25 protein-coding genes and 1 pseudogene are annotated in these 20,566 nt (G+C 46.1%); 11 read left to right on the forward strand and 15 right to left on the reverse strand.

Features of this window, described 5'->3' with window-relative positions; translation table 11 throughout:
- Positions 1-168 precede the first annotated feature (168 nt).
- The 5 genes and pseudogenes from FEF09_RS33820 to FEF09_RS34585 all read left to right on the forward strand — a co-directional run.
- On the forward strand, positions 169-336 hold the full coding sequence (locus FEF09_RS33820; RefSeq protein WP_261387801.1) for a hypothetical protein: 168 nt from the start codon (positions 169-171) through the stop codon (positions 334-336).
- Positions 337-580: 244 nt separating this feature from the next.
- On the forward strand, positions 581-934 hold the full coding sequence (locus FEF09_RS31990) for a hypothetical protein (RefSeq protein WP_222597169.1): 354 nt from the start codon (positions 581-583) through the stop codon (positions 932-934).
- An 8-nt stretch (positions 935-942) separates the two neighbouring features.
- Positions 943-1,131 (forward strand): hypothetical protein, encoded by a 189-nt coding sequence (locus tag FEF09_RS31995; RefSeq protein ID WP_222597170.1) that lies wholly within the window; start codon positions 943-945, stop codon positions 1,129-1,131.
- A complete protein-coding gene (locus tag FEF09_RS32000; protein WP_222597171.1) occupies positions 1,128-1,304 on the forward strand; it encodes a hypothetical protein in 177 nt (58 codons plus the stop codon). Before FEF09_RS31995 ends, FEF09_RS32000 begins: the two co-directional genes overlap by 4 nt.
- Positions 1,289-1,366: pseudogene (locus tag FEF09_RS34585) on the forward strand (hypothetical protein); the annotation flags it as partial. The gene FEF09_RS32000 and the pseudogene FEF09_RS34585, both read left to right, overlap by 16 nt.
- A gap of 129 nt (positions 1,367-1,495) precedes the next feature.
- Here the strand turns inward: FEF09_RS34585 and FEF09_RS26510 are convergent.
- The 5 genes from FEF09_RS26510 to FEF09_RS26530 form a co-directional block, all read right to left on the reverse strand.
- Entirely contained in the window at positions 1,496-2,131 is a 636-nt protein-coding gene (locus tag FEF09_RS26510) for a hypothetical protein (RefSeq protein WP_146307898.1), read from the reverse strand.
- 8 nt (positions 2,132-2,139) lie between these two features.
- Positions 2,140-3,372, reverse strand: a complete 1,233-nt coding sequence (locus tag FEF09_RS26515; RefSeq protein ID WP_146307899.1) for a hypothetical protein — start codon at positions 3,370-3,372, stop codon at positions 2,140-2,142.
- A 63-nt stretch (positions 3,373-3,435) separates the two neighbouring features.
- Positions 3,436-4,230, reverse strand: coding sequence for a helix-turn-helix domain-containing protein (locus FEF09_RS26520; RefSeq protein WP_146307900.1), 795 nt, complete (start codon positions 4,228-4,230; stop codon positions 3,436-3,438).
- Between the two features lie 4 nt (positions 4,231-4,234).
- A complete protein-coding gene (locus FEF09_RS26525; protein WP_146307901.1) occupies positions 4,235-4,624 on the reverse strand; it encodes a winged helix-turn-helix transcriptional regulator in 390 nt (129 codons plus the stop codon).
- A 41-nt stretch (positions 4,625-4,665) separates the two neighbouring features.
- Positions 4,666-5,661, reverse strand: a complete 996-nt coding sequence (locus FEF09_RS26530; protein ID WP_146307902.1) for a hypothetical protein — start codon at positions 5,659-5,661, stop codon at positions 4,666-4,668.
- A 529-nt stretch (positions 5,662-6,190) separates the two neighbouring features.
- On the opposite strand from FEF09_RS26530, the gene FEF09_RS26535 reads away from it, so the two are divergent.
- The 3 genes from FEF09_RS26535 to FEF09_RS26545 all read left to right on the forward strand — a co-directional run bounded on the left by FEF09_RS26535 (position 6,191) and on the right by FEF09_RS26545 (position 11,526).
- Complete coding sequence (locus FEF09_RS26535; RefSeq protein WP_146307903.1) at positions 6,191-7,636, forward strand: amino acid permease; 1,446 nt, start codon at positions 6,191-6,193, stop codon at positions 7,634-7,636.
- Positions 7,637-7,734: 98 nt separating this feature from the next.
- Positions 7,735-10,965: a S41 family peptidase gene (locus FEF09_RS26540; protein WP_146307904.1), complete on the forward strand. Its 3,231-nt coding sequence runs from the start codon at positions 7,735-7,737 to the stop codon at positions 10,963-10,965.
- 84 nt (positions 10,966-11,049) lie between these two features.
- Positions 11,050-11,526 carry a hypothetical protein gene (locus FEF09_RS26545; RefSeq protein WP_146307905.1) on the forward strand — a complete coding sequence of 159 codons (477 nt, stop codon included), beginning with the start codon at positions 11,050-11,052 and terminating at the stop codon, positions 11,524-11,526.
- Positions 11,527-11,574: 48 nt separating this feature from the next.
- Here the strand turns inward: FEF09_RS26545 and FEF09_RS26550 are convergent, their stop codons facing one another.
- The 8 genes from FEF09_RS26550 to FEF09_RS26580 all read right to left on the reverse strand — a co-directional run bounded on the left by FEF09_RS26550 (position 11,575) and on the right by FEF09_RS26580 (position 16,329).
- Entirely contained in the window at positions 11,575-12,462 is an 888-nt protein-coding gene (locus tag FEF09_RS26550) for a hypothetical protein (protein ID WP_146307906.1), read from the reverse strand.
- A gap of 208 nt (positions 12,463-12,670) precedes the next feature.
- Positions 12,671-13,333, reverse strand: coding sequence for a hypothetical protein (locus tag FEF09_RS26555; protein WP_146307907.1), 663 nt, complete (start codon positions 13,331-13,333; stop codon positions 12,671-12,673).
- Positions 13,294-13,950 carry a M56 family metallopeptidase gene (locus FEF09_RS26560; protein ID WP_261387806.1) on the reverse strand — a complete coding sequence of 219 codons (657 nt, stop codon included), beginning with the start codon at positions 13,948-13,950 and terminating at the stop codon, positions 13,294-13,296. The genes FEF09_RS26555 and FEF09_RS26560 overlap by 40 nt, the downstream gene beginning before the upstream one ends.
- Positions 13,896-14,411: a hypothetical protein gene (locus FEF09_RS33825; protein ID WP_261387802.1), complete on the reverse strand. Its 516-nt coding sequence runs from the start codon at positions 14,409-14,411 to the stop codon at positions 13,896-13,898. Before FEF09_RS33825 ends, FEF09_RS26560 begins: the two co-directional genes overlap by 55 nt.
- Positions 14,412-14,505: 94 nt before the next feature.
- A complete protein-coding gene (locus tag FEF09_RS26565; RefSeq protein ID WP_261387803.1) occupies positions 14,506-14,820 on the reverse strand; it encodes a BlaI/MecI/CopY family transcriptional regulator in 315 nt (104 codons plus the stop codon).
- 142 nt (positions 14,821-14,962) lie between these two features.
- A complete protein-coding gene (locus FEF09_RS26570) occupies positions 14,963-15,247 on the reverse strand; it encodes a hypothetical protein (RefSeq protein ID WP_146307909.1) in 285 nt (94 codons plus the stop codon).
- 35 nt (positions 15,248-15,282) lie between these two features.
- A complete protein-coding gene (locus FEF09_RS26575) occupies positions 15,283-15,801 on the reverse strand; it encodes an aminotransferase class I/II-fold pyridoxal phosphate-dependent enzyme (protein WP_146307910.1) in 519 nt (172 codons plus the stop codon).
- Positions 15,802-15,927: 126 nt separating this feature from the next.
- A complete protein-coding gene (locus FEF09_RS26580; RefSeq protein ID WP_186774547.1) occupies positions 15,928-16,329 on the reverse strand; it encodes a GntR family transcriptional regulator in 402 nt (133 codons plus the stop codon).
- 419 nt (positions 16,330-16,748) lie between these two features.
- Between FEF09_RS26580 and FEF09_RS26585 the strand changes: the two genes are divergently transcribed.
- From FEF09_RS26585 to FEF09_RS26595, 3 genes are all read left to right on the forward strand, one after another.
- Positions 16,749-17,282, forward strand: coding sequence for an FMN-dependent NADH-azoreductase (locus tag FEF09_RS26585; RefSeq protein ID WP_222597172.1), 534 nt, complete (start codon positions 16,749-16,751; stop codon positions 17,280-17,282).
- A 142-nt stretch (positions 17,283-17,424) separates the two neighbouring features.
- Complete coding sequence (locus FEF09_RS26590) at positions 17,425-17,907, forward strand: hypothetical protein (protein WP_146307912.1); 483 nt, start codon at positions 17,425-17,427, stop codon at positions 17,905-17,907.
- Between the two features lie 34 nt (positions 17,908-17,941).
- Positions 17,942-18,694: a DJ-1/PfpI family protein gene (locus FEF09_RS26595; RefSeq protein ID WP_261387804.1), complete on the forward strand. Its 753-nt coding sequence runs from the start codon at positions 17,942-17,944 to the stop codon at positions 18,692-18,694.
- An 86-nt stretch (positions 18,695-18,780) separates the two neighbouring features.
- Here the strand turns inward: FEF09_RS26595 and FEF09_RS26600 are convergent, their stop codons facing one another.
- Both FEF09_RS26600 and FEF09_RS26605 read right to left on the reverse strand, forming a co-directional pair.
- Positions 18,781-19,938, reverse strand: coding sequence for an alginate lyase family protein (locus tag FEF09_RS26600; RefSeq protein ID WP_146307913.1), 1,158 nt, complete (start codon positions 19,936-19,938; stop codon positions 18,781-18,783).
- Positions 19,939-20,121: 183 nt separating this feature from the next.
- Positions 20,122-20,517, reverse strand: coding sequence for a VOC family protein (locus FEF09_RS26605; RefSeq protein WP_146307914.1), 396 nt, complete (start codon positions 20,515-20,517; stop codon positions 20,122-20,124).
- Positions 20,518-20,566: the final 49 nt, after the last annotated feature.

Below are 20,566 nucleotides of genomic sequence, written 5' to 3' on the forward strand. Positions count from 1 at the left end.
AGTAAAACTTACAGAGCAGATAACGGACTGACAGATGCCAGTGATCCTGTTTTCTTTACATACTCTCAGGCATTGCAGCATTTATTCTGCTGATCGCCTGTATCAACTTTGTCAATCTGACGATTGCCCGTTCTGTGAAACGCGCGAAGAATTGGGATCCGTAAGGTAGTGGGTGGTGACAGAATACAGCTCATCATGCAGTTCATGGGAGAGTCCTTTATTCTCAGCATCGCCGCTTTTGTGCTGGCCCTGATACTCGTACAGCTCTCTTGCCGGTATTTAATGAATTCCAATAAAGCGTTGGCAATCAGTTACCTGTTTGACGTAAACTGGTAGGCGGATATCTCCTGCTGTTCTTTATGACAGGATCCTTGCGGGATTCTATCCATCCGTATTGTCCGGTTTTAATCGGTAAAAGTGTTATATAACCGCTTCACCTTGTCTGGTAAGAATTATCTCCAGAAAGGATGGTGATATTACAGTTTACACTGGCATCTTTCCTGATCATTGGTACGATACGATTATTGTCAGTTCCGTTATCTGACTACCCGTCAGGCTGGGGTATGATGATAAAGATCTGGTGATACTCCGACATAACCGTATTCCTTATCTACGTGCAGATGCACTGCGGGCAGACCTGATGAGGAACAGTGCTGTGGCAGATGTGGCGTTTAAAAACGAGGGTTCGTGGATGACAACGGCGAAAGTGAATGGAGAACAGACGGTGGGTTTCAGCTACGAAACGGTAGATGAAGAATACCTGCCCATGTTGAAAATCCAGGTTGTAAAAGGCAGGAATTTCTCCAGAGCATTCCCTTCAGACTCGACACACGCCGTATTGGTGAATGAAGCATTTGTAAAGGCGGCCGGCTGGAAAGATCCTATCGGACAGGAGTTGATTTCTGGTATAATGAAGGTGAGAAGTATACGGTAATCGGCGTCGTGAAAGACTATCATTATATTGACTTAAAACAACCGATCACAGAGCAGCTTTTCACAATGAAGAACCGGAATCAATATGGTACCACCTTCGTCAAGATAAAAAAAGGTAAAGAGACAGCTGCGCTGGCGCACATTGCAGCGGTCTATAAGAAATACTTCCCACTGAGTCCTTATGATATACCTTTATGAATGAGGAAAACAGGAAACGGTATGAGTCAGAAGCGAAATGGAAGCAGATCATCCTGTTCAGTGCTATCCTGACGATCTTTATTTCCTGTATTGGCTTGTTCGGACTGTCCGTATTATCCGCAGAAAAAGAACAAAAGAGATTGGTATCCGCAAAGTATTGGGGGCTTCAGTAGCGGCAGTGGTGACTATCCTGTCAACAGACTTCCTGAAGCTCGTCATGATCTCCCTTGTACTGGCCATGCCATTGGCGTGGATGGTGGGGAATAAGTGGCTGCAGAACTATCCTTACCGTATTAGCCTCAGGGTGGATATTTGCCACCGCTGCATTACTGGTAGCAGGTGTCGCATTGATGACCGTGAGCTTCTACGCTGTAAAGGCAGCAGTGGCAGATCCTGTAAAAAGTCTGAAAAGAGAATAATACTTATCCTTATAAAGCGGATCTATCTCTCTGAAACAGGTCTTTATCTGTGCTTCAGACAGCCGGTAGATCTGTTTAATGGCAGGTATGGCAGGATCATACCCATGGATATCTGAAGGGTGTCTGCTCATCCAGTGAAGCACATCTTCGAGGATCATCTGATTGGCCTGTCCATGACCTCCCGGCCCTGTTCTGCTGATGATCTTCCCCAGCAGGAAAACGGGGAAGTCCGCACAGGCGATCTCTGATAGTTTCGCCCTGTACTCTCTTTCTTTGGGTGGCGCTTCATCAAACTGCTTTTTAAAATAGATCTGATCGATGCTATGTCTGCCTTCATGTGCAAATATGGAGGCATCCTGCTGTTTTGTTTCGAATGCATTCATAAAAGCGATCTGTAGTTCCCTGCCCTGTAAACCCTGTCTTTGCAATACCGCATAAAGTGTATCCAGTGCATCTATACGCATGCGCATACCTACGCCATTCAGAATGGTAGCGGAGTCATTACTGCTCATCACATTCTCAAAAGGTGCGAGCCGCTCTTTGTGTACACTGCTGTCGGTGACCATCGTCCATACGTTCATAGGTTCCTCTATATAAGCTTCTCTACCTGATAAATCGTATCATTAACAGACCAGCCTCCATTCCTGCTTTTGCCATCTGTAAACCAACCGGTAAAGCCATTGGACGTCATCAGATCTACCTCAATGAATGTAAGGGCACCTTTGTAGCCGTACTGGAGCACTTCTTTATGCGTGATATTAACGATGTGTCCGAGGCATATTTCTTTTGAGGAAAAGCCTGAACTGACACCGAGAAATCCGCTGGTACCAAAACGGGGCGCCATGATTTCCAGAAAAGCGTCATAGGTAAAAGCTTGTGTACCGGCAGACAGGTGTAATTGCTGCAGGAGTTTTGTGCAGGATTGTAATAATTGTTTTTCAAACAGACTGTCATTGGCTTGTTTGCGTGCCAGTTGCTGATAGTAATGCGTAATCTGTTTGCCGGTCTGGCGTAGAAAAGCAGCATAGTGTAAGATATCCTGCTGAGCGGGCGTTGCCACCATTGCCGCATATTCATAGAAACGGGAGCCGGCCAGTGCACGTGCGACCTGTACATTCTGCGAGGAATTACGGCCTGTCCATTGTGGCAGAATGGAAGACAGCGTATCCGCATTGGCTTGTTGATATGTCCATACCGTCTGCGGACCGGAGAAATGAAAATAAGCATTCCATCCGCTGAGTATCAGTGCACCGTCTTTTTTAAGAATACCAATACCAATGAGTTGTCTGGCTGCTTCGGGATGTCCCGGCATTTGTTCAAGGACGGATTGCAGCAGACGGGCAGCTTTATCTACAGTAGCTGTATGGGGCTTTGGGGCGGTACTGTTTTGGAGGAAAGCGGTGTGTGCGTAACAAAGGGCGGCGGACTGCCATTCAGCAGATGATCTGGCGGAGGAGAGTGCTTTTTCAGCGGCAATGAGCGAAGCGCTATAATGCGTAGCGCCGGCTTCAATATCGCTGAGCAGGATATAATTCTCGGGTGTAGCAGTTGCTGAGAGGGCACTGTCCATGTGTTTTTTAGCCAATGTATAATCGTTAAAAAACTGCCAGTCCCGCTTCGCGAGTGTACGGAATGCTTTGGCCCGGTCTTCCTGTGTTGTTTGCGGAGAATGGATGATCTCTCTGATGGCAGCCGCCGATCCGGACAGGTCATAGTTAAAGAATGCCTGTTCGGCTTTGTCCCATAACAGATTGATAGGTACTGCGATGGATATTCGTGCACTGATGAGCAACAATATAATTGAGAGCGCTACTTTTTTCATGTTATACAGGTGTTTTCCTGCATACAAAGTAAGGGAAGGCAGAAGGGGAAAACTTGTATCTAACTAACCTTTTAAAGTCTTTCCAAAGTCTCTGGGGGAAGCGCCAAAGTAACTTTTGAACTGACGCGTAAAATGTGGCTGGTCATAGAAACCACTGTCATAGGTGATAGCTGTCAGATTACCTTTACCAGCTACTATGCTGTTGGCTGCTTTTTCCAGTCGTATACGGGTGATGTATTCGGAAAGACGCAGCCCGGTTTTCTCTTTGAACTTGCGCAGCATATAAACAGGGTGGACATTCACGATAGCCGCCAGATGTTCTACGCTATGTTGTTCTGCCGGCATATCATTGATACGTGCTGTAATGGTGTTGATCCATGGTGTTTGTCCGAAGCGGGAAAGTTGTTCTTTTTCGAACAGGGCTGTGATAATCTCAAAAGACAGCATATCCAGTGTATCGGCAGGGTAATCTTTGAGAAAACGGTAATACAGCAGGAAGAGGTCCAGCGAGGATTGCTGAAGGATGATAGGCCTCTGATCCTTCATCTCCCGGGAGAACTGGTTGCTGATATTGCTTTTAAGCTCCAGATTGAAGCATTTGCCGTTTTTGTTGTCAAATATATTGGCATGTTCATGATCGAAGGGTCTGAAGATAGAGTGGCCGCCGGCGATGATTGTTTCTTCCCCTTGGGTTTTCTCCAGATAGTTACCTTCCAGCAGCAGACTAAAATATGGATTTTCATGGTGATGCCGTGGCAATGCCACTTCTGCACTGTATACGGTCTGTGTCAGACAAAAATGTTCGAGTGTCGTCTGACGAACCGTATTACCATAAAATTTTCCATCGCTTAGCTGCATAGTATCATGATGTTGGTTCGGCCACCTGTTTCATCCTGTTTTTAATATTCGTCCTGTGCATGGTACCCCAGTCTATAAGCGATCTCACGACGTCCTGTAAGGTACCGCTGTATTCAGTCAGTTCATACTCAACGAGGTTTGTATTGCCCGGATGCACCGTTCTGCTGATAAAGCCATTCAGTTCCATATCTTTTAGTTCGCTGGACAATACCCTTGCGGATATGCCATCTACTCTGCGTTGTATTTCGTTGAATCTTTTGAGTCCTTCAGAAAGGGCGATAATAATCCTGAGTTTCCATTTCCCGCCGATAACGTACAGGGCGTCACCGAGTGCCTGCAGGGAGGCATTGCATTGTGCTTCGCTTTCAGGAGGCGTTGTGGTGAATTTTGGCATCTTTCTCACATTTATCAGACTACAAAGGTACTAACTTTTTGTTAGCGCTGGCATTTGATATCATAGAGCATCCGGCCGCGTCTGCCATTGGCTTTTCTCACAAAATGGAGTTCTACTTCATTCCCCGGCAATACTTTGGTACCCAGGTTTTCGATTGGCCGGACGAGGTATAGTTTATCGCAGATGCGGTAATAAACATCGCCGGTGCCCCGGTTGGGCTGCATGGTAGAGATGATTTCAGTTACTTTTCCCCGGATGATCACTTTACTTTCTGACTGGGTATAGCTATTGTAAACATAATAGGCGGGTGTGGCCAGAAAGAAGAAGACAAGGTATACGCCGGCAATGACGAGGTAGAGATTAACGTAATTGCCTTTGGCAATACCACCGAGTAGTAATATCAGGGCGAGACCGGTACAGCCGGTCAGGAAGAGTTTTACGAGTGTGGCCTGTTTTTCCTTCATTAATTGCAGGTCATCTGTTGTGATCCGGGCGGTAGTTTCCCGGTAGTAGGTATGGGGATATTCTGCCTTCAGCAGGATGTTGCCTTCCATACTGATGTGGAGGATGACTTCGTAGTTGGTCAGACCGGAAATGTTGCTGATAATAGCCTGATGACAGGAGGATCTTTGTTCAAAGAAAAAGCTTCTGTCAGGGAGGGCGGATTTTACTTCAATGACTTCATGGTTGTAGGTGATATACTGCAGTTCTCCTTTGGGGGTGGCAATCAGATTCCTGATGCGCATACGCACCATTTTTTTCCTTCCTTTATGCAGACCGCTTCTGCTACGTTTTCTCATTTTAAGGGCGCTACGCCACATAAAAAAGCAGATGGCGACAGAGATGAACAAGGTGACAGATACGGGGATATAGATGCGTGCCTGTTTGCCGCACACGGCCATCAGCAGTAATGATGCGAGAATAAGCGTGATAGCGGTGAACAATAAGAGCAGCAGCCAGCGTATACCCGTAATCCGTCCTGCAGTTTTCAGGAGCCGGATGTCTTCATTGGTAAGAGGGCCTTCTTCTTGTATCATGTATCTAAAGTTATAGAAAAAGAAGCTTCGGCGGAAGCTGTTAAAAGCCGTTATAACGCCGTTGATATCCCCCGATATATACACGGTATAAACCTGCATGTTTTCCGGTATGCTGTTTAATCAGACAATTGTCATGGATGCACTTGCCGGCATCAGCTGAAATTCTGCACATTATTCTTTGCTGTTTTTGAAAATAATCACTGTGACGACAGTAACAGTGCATCTTTTTGTGCAGGGAAGGAGTGGATTGTTGTAAGTCAATGCGGGAGCGGGTTTGTAAGGGTTTGTTTACGCCGGGGAATCAATGGGAACCGCTTAAAAAAAGATAAGCCGCCCTATAAAGAGCAGCTGTCTGATATCCCTATACCTATGAAATATAAGACTGTAATATATAAAAGAGGTCGCTTGATATGGTTAATGACTTGTTAACGAATCAAAATAGTTTCGTCTTTGAAATGTCATGTTAAAGCCTATTGATTTTGTAGGGTAGTCTGAAGCAATTACCTTTGCAGCCAAACCAACTTTACCTGTGATAAAAAAGTCAATAGAGAGTCTTCAGCAGGAAGCTGCCCAAAGTGGGGCGAATACACTAAAACGCAATCTCGGAGGCGTTAATCTTATTGCCATAGGGATCGGAGTGATCATCGGCGCCGGTCTGTTCTCACTGACAGGTATCGCTGCTGCCAATAACACCGGACCAGCCGTTATACTGTCTTTCCTGCTGGCAGCCGTAGGCTGTGCTTTCAGTGCACTTTGTTATGCAGAACTGGCCTCCATGGTTCCCGTAGCAGGTAGCGCCTATACGTATGCCTATGCAACAATGGGTGAACTCTTTGCATGGATCATCGGCTGGGATCTGGTACTCGAATATTCCGTAGGTGCTGCTACCGTGGGTATCAGCTGGTCTAAATATCTGGTGACCTTCCTTGCTAAGTTTGATATTCATCTGCCGGCACAACTGGTTACATCTCCTTTTGAGCTCGTGAAACTGGCGGATGGTTCGCAGATACATGGTTTTATCAACCTGCCTGCAGTATTGATCATTGTATTCATTACTTCTATCATCATCTTCGGGACAAGAGGTTCTGCCTTATTTAATGCGATTGTCGTTGCATTGAAGATCAGTGTTGTATTGGTCTTTATTGCCTTAGGATGGCATTATATCAATCCCGAAAACTATAAACCGTTCATTCCACAGAATACGGGCGAGTTCGGACACTTCGGTCTGAGTGGTATATTACGCGGTGCAGGGGTGGTGTTCTTTGTCTTTATCGGTTTTGATATTGTTGCCACCATGGCACAGGAAACAAAGAACCCTAAAAAGAATATGCCGGTAGGTATCCTTGGCTCCCTGATCGTGTGTACTATTCTTTTTATCTTGTTTGGTTACGTCATGACAGGTCTTGCTCACTATACCGAGTTTAAAGACAATGCAGCGCCTGTTGCCGTAGCGATTGCACATACTCCGTATGAATGGTTGTTCCTCGCTGTCATCGCAGCAATCCTCATCGGTTATACTTCTGTGATACTGGTAGATCTGCTGGGGCAGTCCCGCGTATTCTATTCCATGAGCAAGGACGGCCTGCTGCCGCCTGTATTTTCAAAACTACACCCGCGTTTTGCAACGCCTTATAAATCCAATATTGTACTCTGCGTGTTCATCAGCCTTTTCGCCGGATTGGTACCTATTCATGTAGTAGGAGAGATGACCAGTATTGGTACCTTGCTCGCCTTTGTAATGGTATGTCTGGCTGTGATCATCCTGCGTAAAGAGCAACCTGATCTGCCAAGGGCATTTAAGACCCCATGGGTGCCGGTTGTTCCTATTCTGGGTATTCTGACCTGCTTACTCATGATGTTCTCCCTGCCGCTGGATACCTGGATCAGGCTGATAGTATGGTTGCTGATCGGTTTTGCCATTTACTTCGGTTATGGTCGTAAACACAGTGTGGTGGCCAATGCCAAACGACCTTAGGCGGCGGATCATCAGCAGCGTGTGCCTTTTATCATTTCCTCACTGGAATACGTCATTGCATTTGCTATATTGAGAGGCGAATTAACAGCCGCCTTTTTATGAGAAAACTACTACTTGCATTGACAATGTGCTGTACTGCCGGCTTTAGCCAGGCGCAGGATAATGCACAATGGCTACGATATCCCGCTATCTCTCCTGATGGTAAGACCATCGCCTTCGGTTACAAGGGAGACATCTACCGCGTAGATGTAAATGGTGGCGTAGCTGTACCTGTCACCATTCATGAAGCACAGGACATGATGCCTGTATGGAGCCATGATGGTAAATATCTGGCTTTTGCCAGTGACCGCTATGGTAACTTTGATGTATTCGTAATGCCCGCTACCGGTGGTACGCCGGTTCGCCTGACCTACAACAGCGCCGGCGATTATCCTTACGACTTTTCACCTGACAATAAACAGGTCCTTTTCGGTAGCTCCCGTAATGCACCCGCTGCAAGTGTACGTTTCAGCTCCGGACTCTTTGCCAATCTGTATACCGTACCTGTTACGGGTGGCCGCTCCCTGCTGGTAAGCGCCGCAGGTGCAGAAAATGCACACTATAACAGCAAAGGCACACAGATCATTTTTCAGGATAGAAAAGGCTATGAAGATCCATGGCGTAAACACCATACTTCTGCCGTAACAAGAGATATCTGGGTATTTGACCTTGCTGCCGGCACCTATAAACAGGTATCCGGCTATGAAGGAGAAGACCGCGAACCACTGTTCGCCGGCAACAACGATATCTACTATCTGAGTGAAAAAGGAGGGATCGCCCAGAACCTCTTCAAAGCATCTGCGACCGATAAAAGCAAGATGCAACAGCTGACAAACTTCGAAAAACACCCGGTACGTCACCTGTCAAAATCTGATGATAACCTGCTCTGCTTTACGTGGAATGGAGAGATCTATACCCTGAAAGAAGGGCAGCAGCCAAAGAAACTCGCTGTACAGATCTTCAATGACGGTCGTTCTTCCGTTACCCGGCCTGTTCCGGTCAGCGGTAATGTAACCGAGTTTGCTATGCGTCCTGATGGAAAGGAAATGGCATTCGTAGCACGTGGTGAAGTTTTCGTGACCAGCGTAGAAGGTAATATGACCAAACGTATCACCAATACGCCGCAACAGGAACGTTCAGTCGCATGGTCGCCTGATGGAAAGAAACTCGTATACGCTGCCGAAAGGAACGGTAACTGGGATGTGTATCAGACGACTGTCGTGCGGGCAGAAGAGCCTTATTTCTTCGCAGCTACCCTGCTGAAAGAAGAACCACTGATCGCTACAGATGCAGAAGAATTCCAGCCGGTATTCTCTCCGGATGGAAAAGAGATCGCTTATGTAGAAGACCGTAACGTACTCCGCGTATATAATATCGCTTCAAAGAAAAGCCGTACCCTCTTACCGGCCGGCCGTAACTTCTCCTATGCTGACGGTGACTGGGAATTTACCTGGAGCCCTGACAGCAAATGGATCGTAACAGACGATCATCAGGGTTATTTCAACGTATCCAATGCCGGGATTATTCCTGCGGATGGTAAAGGACAGACGATCTATCCGGTACTGAGCGGCTTTGGAGAAAACAATACCAAATGGGCGGCAGATGGTAAGATCATGACCTGGCTGAGCGACCGTGATGGTCGTCGCGGACTGGCACGTCAGGGAAGCCGGGAAGTAGACATCTTTGGTGTGTTCTTCGATCAGGAAGCTTATGACAGATTCAAACTCTCTAAAGATGATTTTAATCTGCTGAAAGAAAAAGAAGATAACGCAAAGAAAAAAGATACCGTTGCCGCTAAAAAAGATAGCGCAGCGTCTAAAAAACCTTTCAATCCTGATTTCAATAATCTGGACAACAGGATCGTAAGATTTACGATTAATAGTGCCTCTATTGGCGACTATGTACTGAACAGCGATGCCAGCAAGATCTTCTACATGGCCGCTTTTGAAAAAGGGTATGATCTGTGGACAACCGAACCAAGAACCGGCGAAACCAAAATACTGGCTAAGCTGGGTGGTAGTCCGGGTAGCATTGCCCTTAGCAAAGACGGTAATACCGTATTTGTCAGCAACCGTGGCAGCGTAGTAAAAGTAGACGCGTCTTCCGGTAAAATAACACCGGTATCTATCAGTACCGAATTTGTACTGGATCAGGAAGCAGAACGCCGTTATATCTACGAACATGCATGGAAACAGGTAATAGACAAGTTCTATGATCCGGCAACGCTGAAGAAGATAGACTGGGAAATGTATGCAAAGAACTATGAACGCTTCCTGCCTTACATCAGCAATAACTACGATTATCAGGAATTGTTGAGTGAACTGCTGGGTGAACTCAATGCGTCTCATACAGGCGGCCGTTATTACGGTGGTCGGGCAGATGGCGACAATACTGCTGCACTTGGCTTATTGTATGATGAAACGTATACCGGCAACGGCCTGAAAGTCGATGAGGTAATTAACGGCGGACCGTTTGACAAGGCTTTCAGCAAACTGAAAAAAGGTAATATCATTGAACGTATAGATGGAGATGAGATCTCCGCTAAACAGGATTGGGCACTATTCCTGAACCGCAAGACAGGCAACAATGTGCTGGTAAGTATCTATGATCCTGCGGCTAACAAACGCTGGGATGAATCCGTAAGACCGATCTCCAACGGAGAAGAAAGTAATCTGCTATACAAACGCTGGGTAAATACCATGCGCAATATGGTAGATAAACTCAGTGGTGGTAAAGTAGGATATGTACACGTACAGGGTATGAACGACGCGAGCTTCCGTTCCGTATATGACGAGGTAATGGGTAAGAACAGGGAGAAAAAAGCACTGATCGTAGACACCCGTTTCAATGGGGGCGGATGGCTGCATGATGATCTGTATAATTTCCTCGATGGAAAAACCTACCTGAATTTTGCACCACAGGGCAACCGTACGAAATCGTTTGAACCACAGACCCGTTGGACAAGACCCAGCTGTGTACTGATGGGTGAAGGCAACTACAGTGATGCGCATATCTTCCCTTTCATCTACAAACAGGACAACCTGGGTAAACTGATTGGTATGCCGGTAGCCGGAACAGGTACCGCCGTATGGTGGGAAAGACAGATCGATCAGTCTCTGGTATTTGGTATTCCAATGGTAGCCACCTTTGGTAAAACAGGAGATCGTCCGTTGGAGAATACACAACTGGAACCGGATATCCGCGTACCACTGCGTTACGAAGATGCATTCAGTGGAAAGGATAATCAGCTGGAAGCAGCGGTGACCGAAATGCTGAAAGAAATTAAGTAACTTGATCCCGGAATAATGAATAAGGAGAGACTGCTTTATTACAGGCAGTCTCTTTTTTAAGGAGTTGTCAATTTACCCTGATCTATGTTAAAAAATCAAAAATGGGTGCCGTATGCTACAGCTGCGGCGATATTTTTTACTTTCTTTGGAGAGTCTTTGTGGGATAAATATGGTCCTTATGCCAACCGTTACGGTGCAAAATATAATGACGAAAGACACAGACTCGGAATCCTGCCGCTGCCTGAAGACTGGACAACACCAAACCGGTCGGAACGTAAGAACTGGTTTCCGCCTGATGCACAAAAGAAAGACTCCGTGTTTAGAAGTATGAAATATGTAAACGTGGAAGATGGAGAGATCATCAATGAGGTGGATAATATTCTCCGGAAGGGAAAAGGAGGAAATGATGCGATCTCGATCTTTTATTTCTATGATAGTACGAATCACTGGAAGTATGAGTTTTCCTCGCCCGGCCTGTCCCATCAGATAAATCTTACAGCCGCACAGGCAGACAGTATTTTACATGCCTGGAACTTTAACAGTTATAGCATAAAGAAATAAAGGCCTCGCCGTAATGGCGGGCCTTTTTTCATTCTTCTCCAGCAGATTTTATTTTTTCCTCCAGTTCCGCTGAATAGAAATGTTCCCACCCTCAGCTTTGTATGCAATACCAGACTTGATAAGGTCACGGTATTTACTGATATATTTCTGATAAACAGCGTCTGGTTGTTGCTGCTCATTAAGTGTCATTTCCTGATCTGTGATCACCAGTTCATGTATATCGCTTTTAGTTGTGATCAGTTTATCAGCTACGAGATCGCTGACGAGGTTATTAATCAGTTTTCTATCCTCTTCAGCCGCAGCGCGGTCTTTTTCTGCCTGTGCACGATCCAGTACAGCCTGTGCTCTGTCTTTATCCGCTTGTTGTCTGTCTCTTTCAGCCTGTTGTCTATCCTTATCTGCCTGCGCACGATCAAGCTCTGCCTGCTTTCTATCCTGATCTGCCTGTTGTCTGTCCCGTTCTGCCTGTGCCTTATCTTTATCCGCCTGTGCCTTGTCTTTCAGTGATTGCTGGCGGTCGAGTTGCGCCTGTTTTCTGTCCTGTATGGATTGTAGCCTGTCCTTATCTGCCTGTATGCGATCCAGTCTGGCATTTTCCCTGTCTTTTTGTGCCTGTGCACGATCTTTCTCTGCCTGCTCGCGGTCTTTCTTTACCTGTTCCCTGATTTCATCAATCTGCTTTTGATAGTTGCTCCATTGTTCGGCGGGAATTGCTTTACCATCGATGGAGAAAGTAGACATGTTACCGTCTATGAAAGTCATTTCATAGGTTTTACCATCTTTATCTGTACTGATTGTTTCCTCATGATTCTTTGTAGCGCTGTTGATGTGTGTACCGTATATGGTTGGCTTTGTTTTCTTTTGTGCATAAGTGCTGACACTGCATATGAGTAAAGTTGCCAGGAAGGTGTTGCGCATGGTGTTGATCGTGTTCATGTCTGATGGATTTAATAATTGTTAATAATGTACCGGTAGGTATAGGCAATACGTCGCCTGTCGCAGCCGGGGACTGTGAGAAAATATTGTCAGTGAATAATGAATAACAGATAGTGATGGCAATAAGCTGCCTGCCGCGCGGACTGCACGGTTTTTTTAAAACAGTATTTTAAAAGTGAATGATCGGCCTGTGTAGGGAGGCCTGTATTTATTCTACTTTATCCCGGTAACGGTTTGTGTTATAGTTGCCGTTATAAGGATTGGTGAGCAAAGCCTTTTTTTCCGCCGCATGTTTTGCCAAAGTCATTTCATGCGCTGCACGTTCCTGATCAGCCCTCGAGCGGTCTGTCATCGCTTGTTGTCTGTCTTTCTCAGCCTGTACTCTGTCACGGTCCGCCTGCTGTCTGTCTTTGTCTGCCTGTATACGATCTAATCTGGCCTGTTCTCTGTCCTTATCCGCCTGTAAGCGGTCGAGTACTGCCTGTTTTCTGTCACGGTCTGCCTGCAGCTTATCCAGTGTCGCCTGATGCCTGTCTCTTTCTGCCTGTAGTCTGTCCAGTCTGAGTTGTTCTTTCTGTTGTCTGTCAGCCAATATAATCTCTCTTTGTGCCTGTACTTCGGGTGTCGGAGCAGGCATATGTTCTTCGTCTCTGTCCGGAGAAGGAGAAGCAGAAGGAGAGGGGGATGATGCGGGAGAAGGATGTACTTCCACATGTGGCGTTTCCTTTTGCTTTATTGCTGGCTTATGATGAATAACGGTGATGATCGGCTCGTTTCGGGTTACTACCACTGCGGGTGCCGGTGTTGGTACAACGGTATCATATACCGGCTTCACAGGAAGTACGAGGAGATCTTCGCCTTTTGCAAGCACATAAGGCGTATTATTTTCAGGTTGGTATGGCGGCCAAGTTGTGTGATGGCGGCGGTAGATAACACCACACTAAGCATTGCCATACCGGTAAAGAAACAGACCTTTTCAGCCGTTCCCATAGATTGATGCCGGTTATTGATGATACGGCTGACGCGTTGTAATAACTGGTTCTTTCTGCCGGGAAATGCCACTGCCGGGTATTGTGCAGAAAGAGTATATTCCTTAAAACTGATCAGTGCTTCAATAAATGTTTTCTTACTACCTGTTTGTTGCAAAGCGATATCGTCACAACAGTGTTCCCTTTCATCGCGCAGCAATACAGAGATCCAGAGGAGTCCCGGATTAAAGAAGAAGACCGTTTCACAACATACCTGTAACAGATTGACGATATAATCATGACGGCGGATATGTGCGAGCTCGTGTAGTAAAACTGCTTCGATCTGTTGCGCAGGAAGACCTGCCAGCAGACCAGCCGGCATGAGTATAACGGGCTTCAGATGACCTGCCACTACCGGTACCTTTACGAAGGCAGATTCCAGCAGGCGTACAGATTTCGTCACTCCTACGGCCTCACAAAGCTGCTGTAAACGGCTCCGCCATTCTTCCCTGCTGCATATACCTGCTGCTTTCTGGCATGACGCAGATAACGCATACCCTGTATCATTTTTAAGGAACGGAAGGCGAAGAACAGCGCCCATAATATCACCAGCAGATGCGCATTCGCAGAGATATAAGCCGCACTGCTCACCGCCAATGTTTTGACGTGCACCGCATCGAGCCGGAAGAGGGTAGAGGCGCCCTGTCCGATACTGTCTGCCAGAGGGACCGCCCTTTGTGATATACTGCCTGTCAGTTCCCGGAAGAAGGTGACCGTACACGCCACCACAAATGCGGCGAAATGTACCAACAGAATATTGTACCTCACGGCGGATGCCGCTTTACTCGTCAGCTGTAAGAATAGTACGGCCAGCAGCGCGATCAGCATACCCTGCCAGAGGGAATGCACCAGCATCCAGCTGAATGCCTGTAAAAGGCGTTCTCCAAAGGAGTGTAAGTTGAGGTACAGATACATGGGCATGTATTTGACTATTTATCGTCCATTTTTTTCAGCAGCTCTTTTATCTTTTGCAGTTCTTCCGTGGAGGTTCTGTCATTACCTAACAGGGCTACCATCAGATCACTGGGAGAGCCATATACATTGTATCCATAAAGCGGCCGAGCATAGTACCCTTTACCTTGTTCTCTTCCACAACAGCACTGTAAACGTGCTTCATACTGCTTTCATCACGATCCAGCATGCCCTTTTCCTTCATTACCTGCATCAGTTTCAGCGTACTGGTGTAGATCACAGCTTCTTTCTGCTCGTTCAGCTTATCATGCACAAAACGCACAGTAGACGGACCATACTGCCAGAGTATCTGTAGCACGTCCAGTTCAGTCTTGGTAGGTACCATATCAGGGCCTTGATCTTTCTTAAATAAGCTCATGTTTCAAAGGTATGTATTAAAAACGTACGTTTCGTTGTGTAGGTTCTTTTTTTACAAAAAAGTTCGGGGAAATGGGGTTGATAAGGTAATAAGTGCTTGTTTTCTAATTACTTCGGTTTGTGGATAGATGTTTTAAGTATATCTACCGCTTTGTTAAGCCGGCTTCATTGAGTGACGCAAAGCCGAATCTGAGGGCATTATATTGGGCGTTAGCCCCCTTGCTGTATACACTTCCCATGACCTTCAGGCCCCTGACTGCTGCTTTCTCAAGGATTTTTGTCAGTTGCACATCCTGTTCAAATCGCAGCCATAGTGCCATCCCTCCGTTAGGTCGTGTCAATTCAATTGCATCGCCAAGTTCTGTATTTAGCAGATCAGCCAGAAAATGACAACGTTGGCGATAGACCTTATTGGCTTTCTGGATCAATCTTGTCAGTTCGCCGCCCGTAATCAGACTGGCAATTACCTGCTCCGTAAAGATATCCCCCTTAAACTGATCAACATGCGCTTGGTAGCAGCCGCGTGTATAAATTTTTCAGCAGCGACCATATATCCCAGCCGGAAAGGAGCCCCCAATACTTTCGTCAATGACCCGATATAGATGATGTTCCCTTCATGATCGCCACTGGCCAATGGCAGATAGGGCTCATACTGAAACTGGAAATCATAATCATAGTCATCCTCAATGACTGCAAGCTGGTAGTTTTTGATTAACCGTAGTAAATGATGGCGTCTTTCGACGCTCATGGTGACTGTCGTAGGGTGGTGATGATGTGGAATGATATAGATTAATCTGATCGTATGTTTTTTCAGGGCTTCCTCCACGGCTTCAGTATTCATGCCGTAACTGTCAACAGGAACCCGGATCAGTTCCGCACCCAATCCCTCAAAAACCATATTTGCGAAGATATAGCTCGGCTCACAGACGAGCACTTTATCCCCCGGTTTAATGATCAGCGATGCAGCTATGTATATAGCCATCTGGGCTCCTTTGTGGTCAGCAGATTGTCAACTTTGATATCTATTCCCCGTGTCTGGTTCAAAAAATCGCACAGTGCAGTTCTACAGTCTGAAGACCCTTCAAGATCCAGCCTGTACTTATTTTCTTCAGTACAGAATGATCCAGTGCTTTTCTGTATCTTTTAACATCACCTGTGTGGGAAGCAGTGTGATGTCAGGAAACCCATCATCAACAACAATTTCCTCCTGAGACGATATGGATGGAGGATAAGGAAAGCTGGCAAACTGTTCGTATTCAAATCCGGGATCTGTTTCATATGCGGCGATCCGGCCGTTATGGTAAGACCGCGGTCTGACGATGGGTAAATCCGGTGATACAATGAATCCTTTGCGTGGCAGATTATCGACCCAGTTTCCGGAAACAAGCATTTCATATGCTGCCACAATTGTTTTCCGGTGTAAGCCTAAGTCAAGTGCCAGTGTACGGGTACTTGGGAGTGCCGTACCCGGCAAAAGTTTTCCTTCCTGTATAAGGTGAATGAATTGCATGGCAATCTGGTTAAAAACGGCTGTGTCGCTGTTTTTTTCTATGACAAGCAGATTTTTATAAGGAAGCATATAAGCGCAGCTATGAAATGACAGCTGCCAAAAGTAGCCAAAATGTGAGAGGAATCAAAGTCATGTACCTACGTAGTGAAACAGCTCCTGAAATTGAACAAAATCAGCTGGACTACCTGACTATTCGTAGCTGGCCCGTCAGACAATTTTGCACCTGAAATAATTTTGCCTCGTTAATGTAAGAAGCATGAAAAACAGCTATTCACCTATCCGATCATTGTTGCAATATGCTAAAGCGACTGTTTTTCTGCCGGTACTGAATCCTCTCGACTGTCTGGGGAATCCGGGGGAAGCGAACAGCTATATAAGTATTACAGTAACAATGTGTCTATTTTAAATCAATTGTCAAGATGAATAAAGTACTGATTATAAACGCAAGCGCGCGTAAGGAACGATCATTAAGCAGGTATATGACGAATGTATTTGTTGAAACATGGCAGACAAAATATCCGGATGACAACATTATCTACAGAGATGTCGCGCAGGAGCCTATTCCACATGTGACAGAAAAATGGATAGCCGGGGCTTTTACACCTGCAGCGGCACGCACTGCAGAGAATATAGAGGCACTTAAAATAAGTGATCAGCTGATTGCCGAACTGAAGGAAGCAAACATCATTGTGCTGGGCTCTCCGATGTACAACTGGTCAGTACCCAGCGCCTTGAAAGCATATATCGATCAGGTGCTACGGGTAAACGAGACGGTTTTAGTCAGTAAGGATAACCCTAAGAATCCATATACAGGATTATTAAAAGAGAAAAAGGTGTATCTGCTGATGGTGCGTGGTAACAATGGCTACGGTTTTGGAGAATATTATGAGCACATGGATTTCCAGAGCAACTATCTGCGGACGGTCTCACTATTATGGGAATTGAAGATATAACAGCAGTCACAATGGATGGTGTGGACGTAGGTGGGAAATTGTTAGACGTGGCGCAGAAAAGGTGAAGCGCCTGATCATATAATTATCCGTTTATCCGCCAGCCGCTACAGGTGCAGCAGGTATTATTGTGAATGCCGTCTGGATGCTCTGTGACATAGGGATTATTGCCACTTATTTCCGATACGGATATAGATATTTCTATCATCGTTATGGTCTGTCAAAAATTGCATGGATCGCTTATACTGTATTTGCTTTCCTGATAGCATTCGGTATTATGTTGACAGGTGGCCCCTTCTTTGCACAGTTTACTGACTACTTTAAAGCAGACATATTTCAGGGCGCTATATTTATCGCATACATACAGAACCTGATTATCTCTGTGTGTTTTCTGCTGATGCTCTGGGAACGTGGAAATGCAAGAGGACAATCACTGACAATTGGTGTTTTTAAGTGTATAGGTACCGGACTTACCGTAGGCGTCTATTACCTGTTTATATTACACCATGGTACATCTCATTTAATGAATGTTATAGTGGGTACTACCTTCCTGTTGGATCTTGTTTATATAAGGAGTATTTTCATACAGTTGAAACGGGAAGGCAAAGATCCATGGAGGCGGCTATAGACCAATCACTTTAATGTAACAAAAGGATAAAGGGATGAAGAAGCAATTGCCTGAATCAAGGAGACACTTTATTAAATCAATGGCAGCCGGAGCAGCGTTGTTTTCTTTGGGGCCATTGAAGGGAATTGCCCGGACATCAGGGGCACATGCAGGTATGATGGAAAACACTGACAATAAATTACAACTCGGGATGGTCGTATTCGACGGTTTTCAACTGCTCGATACTTTTGGCCCATTGGAAATGTTTGGCGCACTGAAAGACAAGGTAGATATTTTGATGATAGGTGAGCGGCATGGCTCAGTGAAAAGCAGTGCAGGCCCTGCTGTCATCGTTGATCGCACCTTTGACGAAGTCAACGCCTTAGACATACTGCTGATACCGGGTGGTATGGGAACCAGAAGAGAGGTAAATAATCAGCCTTTCGTAGATGCCTTCAGGAAATTGGGTGAACAGACGCCCCATGTAGCCTCTATCTGCACAGGAGCAGCCATACTGGCAAAAACAGGGTTAATAGATGGTTTAAAAGCGACCACCAATAAACGGTCATTCAAATGGGCTACCAGCCAGAGTGATAAGGTCATCTGGATAAAGGAAGCCCGTTGGGTGGAAGACGGAAAGTTTTTCACTTCCTCAGGTGTTTCCGCAGGAACTGATATGGCTCTGGCACTTATACAAAAACTATTCGGACATGAGGTCGCTATTACTGTGGCCAATGGAGCAGAATATGAATGGAACGAGGATGCACGTCACGATCCATTTGCAAAGTTGAATGGTCTCGTGGATTAAAGTAAAGTAAAGAAAGAACGCTCCGGTATCCCCGGAGCGTTCTTTTTATCCGCTAATAGCCTGATGATGATTTTTATAGTGTGTTATCAGAGGCCCGGCACGTTAAAATGCGTGTAGGAGGTAAAACCCAGGAACGTTTTATCATTAGGCACGCCTAAAGGGTCCTGCAGTTCCCGGAGATATTGCAGGTTAGCTGTCTTGTAATAGGCATATGCGACCTCCGTACCCGGAAATACCGGACTGGAAGCAGAGCATTTGTTGCAGGAAGTCGTTTGATTGTAAGCCGCTCTCATGTAGTCATATCCTTTGCTCAGTAAGTTGGAATTGAACGTCCAGAGGGAATTATCTCCCTGCATTTTTGCCAGTTGTGCGGCAAAGGAAAATGCAGTCAGTGAATACTGGAAATGCACGCAGTCATTTCTGTCACAATACTCAGGAATGGTTCCATCTGCCTTGATAATAATAGGCAGGTGCTGGGCGATGATATTATAGCCATTCTGATACACCGTGGCGCTGTTCAGGAAAATACCGATGGCCATTTTTGCATAACCGGCGGAAGCATTCCAGTTGTTGTTATACGCCGGTGTGTTGTTGATGTAATTGTTCTTTACCAGATTCAGGTAATTATTGAACTGATTAATGTCTGCGTCTGACCAGCCGGCCGACTGTCCGAAGGCTTTGTAGTAGCGTATGATTTCTGCCGCAGCCACAAAACTGGGGGTAGTCCAGGACGCTTCCAGAGAAGGCTGGTACTGGTTGGCGCCATCCATCAGCGCATACTGTTTAAAAGTGTAAGACCAGCCATTTAAAATCGCAATACACTGTTGTGCATAGGTGGCAGTACCGGTTTTTGCCCAGCGGAGTGCCAGTGCATATGCGAGTACGGCGTCTTTTCTGATCTGGCTTTTGGATTCCGTCGTTGCGCCGTTGGATCCGACGGTAACGGTCTCCCAGAATTTTGTAGGCAACGCATTACCATTTACGAAATCCAGTACTTTCTGGTAAGCAGCAGAACGGACGGCTTCATTGCCGTTGGCCTGCGAACCGATGAGGTCCAGACTGGCCTGTGTATTCAACACACCCGGATGAACAAATACAGCGGGTGCTACACCGGCTGCAGCTGTCAGGTTTCGGTTGAGCAATGGCGCATTGCTCTGCTGGTCCTGTTTTTTGCACATAAATAATAAGGTGGCCATCGCTGCCATAGTCATGCAAAGGAGGAGGGAATTGACGGTTTTCTTCATGTTTCGAGGGATTTGAATTCGGCTATTGCGGAATACATTGCGGTCATGTAGAAGTATATAATAGGGAAGGGTATTCATAGTTGACGTGGAACGTGTTGTAATATAAGATTGCCCTGTCACGGAATGCTCACGTGACAGGCTGTAATGGAGATATTTACTTGTTTAAACGTGTATTCAGTACGCTTACAGCTGCTGGTACAGCATCATATGTGCGCCGGCCGGGTCCTGTATCAGACAATAGACAGCTTCCTTTCCCATACTGCGTTTTTCGCCGATCACCTTTCCGCCGTGCAGGGTACACTGCTCCATGCTCTTTTCAAGGTCATCAACGGCAACGTAGATCATCCATTGTGGCGGGATGGAACTATTGGGGCCTTTCGCATGACAAACACCGGTGGTAGTCATCGTATGATCACCTTCTCCGGCGCCGGGCGCCTGCATGACGTAGTCATCATATTCTCCCATACTGAGCGGGGATTTTTCCCATCCGATCACCTGACGATAAAAGTCGCTGACAACACCTGCATCGGGAACAGTAAGGTCATGCCATAAAATAGTACCTGCTTTTTTCTTTTCCATTGATTTCGTGGATTACTTGCTGTAAGATACGGAACTAAAATCTTTTCTT

Origin of the sequence: Chitinophaga pinensis (assembly GCF_007896845.1) — a bacterium.
Classification (GTDB): domain Bacteria; phylum Bacteroidota; class Bacteroidia; order Chitinophagales; family Chitinophagaceae; genus Chitinophaga; species Chitinophaga pinensis_C.